At 78.8% G+C, this 2,133-nt stretch carries 1 protein-coding gene; it reads right to left on the bottom strand.

Features of this window, described 5'->3' with window-relative positions; all coding sequences use genetic code 11:
- Positions 1–2,048: beta-ketoacyl synthase N-terminal-like domain-containing protein (locus DZF91_RS24590; protein WP_268915972.1), on the bottom strand; the 2,048-nt coding region annotated here is incomplete at its 3' end.
- Positions 2,049–2,133 lie beyond the last annotated feature (85 nt).

Here is a 2,133-nt window from a genome sequence, read left to right as displayed (position 1 = left end):
GCGGTGAGCGCGCCCGCCCAGCACAGCGCGGTGATCTCGCCGAGGCTGTGCCCCGCCGCGCCCGCCGCCGCGACGCCGAGCGCGTCCAGCAGCCGCAGCCCGGCCAGCGACGACCGCACCACGGCGGGCTGCGCCACGGCGGTGTCCACATCGTCGTGCGGGTCGGCGCCGGGAGCGTCCGGCTGGTCGGACGGGGCAGGCGACGCGGGTTCGAGGTCGGGCAGCAGCGTGCCGAGCGCTCCGTGGCCGGTGCGGACGGGTGCGCCCTGCCCGGGGAACAGGAGTCCGACGCGTCCGGGCGGTCCGCCGCCGAGCCAGTATCCGGGTCCGCTGACCAGCCCGGACGGCACCCCCTCACGCACCCGCGCGGACGCCCGCCGCGCCCATTCGGCGAGCTCGGCGGGCGTCCGGGCCACGACCGCGGCGCGGACGGCCGTGTCCGGCTCAGCACCACCCCGCCTACCCGCGACACTCGCGGCGTCGGCGAGGGCGGCGGCCATGTCCAGGTGTTCGGCCCGGGAGCAGATCGCGGCGCGCTCGGCCAGCCGCTCCAGTTTCCCGGCCAGCGCGTCGGCGGACGCGGCGGCCAGCACGAACACCTCGGTGTCCAGCCCGCCCGCGGGCAGGCGGCGCGGACGGACCGTCCGGCGTGGCTCGGCCGCTTCCAGGACGACGTGGGTGTTGATACCGCCGAACCCCATGGCGCTCACCCCGGCGCGCAGCGGCGCGTCCGGCCAGGGGGCCGCCTCCCGGACGGTCCGCAGCGGCGCGTCCGGGGCGCGCAGCAGTTCGTGCTCGGTCTCGCAGCCGACGGTCGGCGGGACGGTCTGGTGGTGCAGCGCGAGGACGGCCTTGAGCAGCCCGGCCGCGCCCGCCGCCGCCTTGGTGTGCCCGATGTTGGCCTTGACCGAGCCGAGCGCGGCGGGCGGCAGGCGGCGTCCGCGCTGGACGGCGATCAGCGCCTCCAGCTCCGTCCGGTCGCCGACGTCGGTGCCGGTGCCGTGCCCCTCGAACAGCGCGACGGTCTGCGGCCCGAACCCGGCCCGCGCGTAGGCGCGGCGCATGGCCAGCACGTGCCCGTCGCGGGCGGGCCTGGTCAGTCCGCCGCCCCCGTCGGACGAGACGCCCCAGCCGCGGATCAGCGCCAGCGGGACGCGGCCCGCCCCGCGCGCGTCCTCCGCCCGCATCAGCGCGACCATCCCGCAGCCCTCGCCGGGCAGGAACCCGGTCGGCCGCGCGTCGTAGACGCGCATCTCGTCGGTGCCGAGCGCCCCCAGCCGCGCGAAGCCGACCAGCTCGAACGGGTCGAGGCTGGCGTCCACGCCGCCCGCCAGCACCAGGTCCAGGTCGCCGGACGCCAGCGCCGCGCAGGCCGTCGTCACCGCCAGCAGCGACGAGGCGCAGGCGCCGTCCACGGTGTAGCCGCCGCCGCGCAGGTCGAAGTGGTTGCAGACGCGGCCCGCGATGGCGTTGGCGAGCCCGCCGACCAGGCTCTCGTCGGTCGGCGCGGGGAACGGGGCCTTGAACCCGCGCTCCAGCCGGGCCATCAGCCCGGCGGCCCGCTCGTCGCCGAGGCCGGCGTCCGCGAGCGCGTCCCGGACGACGCGGGCGACGTACGGCCAGCGCAGCCGCAGCAGTCCCGCGCGGCTGAACTCGCCGGTCAGGGAGTTGCCGAGGACCACGCCGACGCGGTCGCGGGACAGCCCGCGCAGCCCGGGGAACCCGGCGTCCTCCAGCGTCTCGGCGGCGACCTGCAGCGCGAGCCAGTGGACCGGGTCGGTGACGCGGTGGGCCGCCCCGGACACCCGGTGCCGGGCGCGGTCGAACGTCCAGTCGGTGAGGACGGCCGCGGTCCGGACGTAGGTCGAGTCCGGGCCGTCGCCCCCGTAGTCGGCGAGGTTGAGCCGTCCGGGCGGCAGCGGACGGAACGCGCGCCGGCCGGTCAGCACGTTCTCCCAGAGCCGCGCGGGGGACGCCGCGTCCGGGTAGCGGCATCCCGCGCCGACGACGGCGATCGCGGGCCCGGCCGTGCCGGACGCGCCGCTCATCGTCCCTCACCCGAGGCGCCGGCCCCGTGCGGGGCGGTGCCCGCGGTGCCCGGAACGTCCGGGGGGCGGGGGGCGGGGACGGCCG

Source organism: Actinomadura logoneensis (assembly GCF_003428695.1).
Classification (GTDB): domain Bacteria; phylum Actinomycetota; class Actinomycetes; order Streptosporangiales; family Streptosporangiaceae; genus Spirillospora; species Spirillospora logoneensis.
The sequence above is the reverse complement of the archived record's forward strand: the minus strand, read 5'-3'. Positions and strand labels throughout refer to the sequence as shown.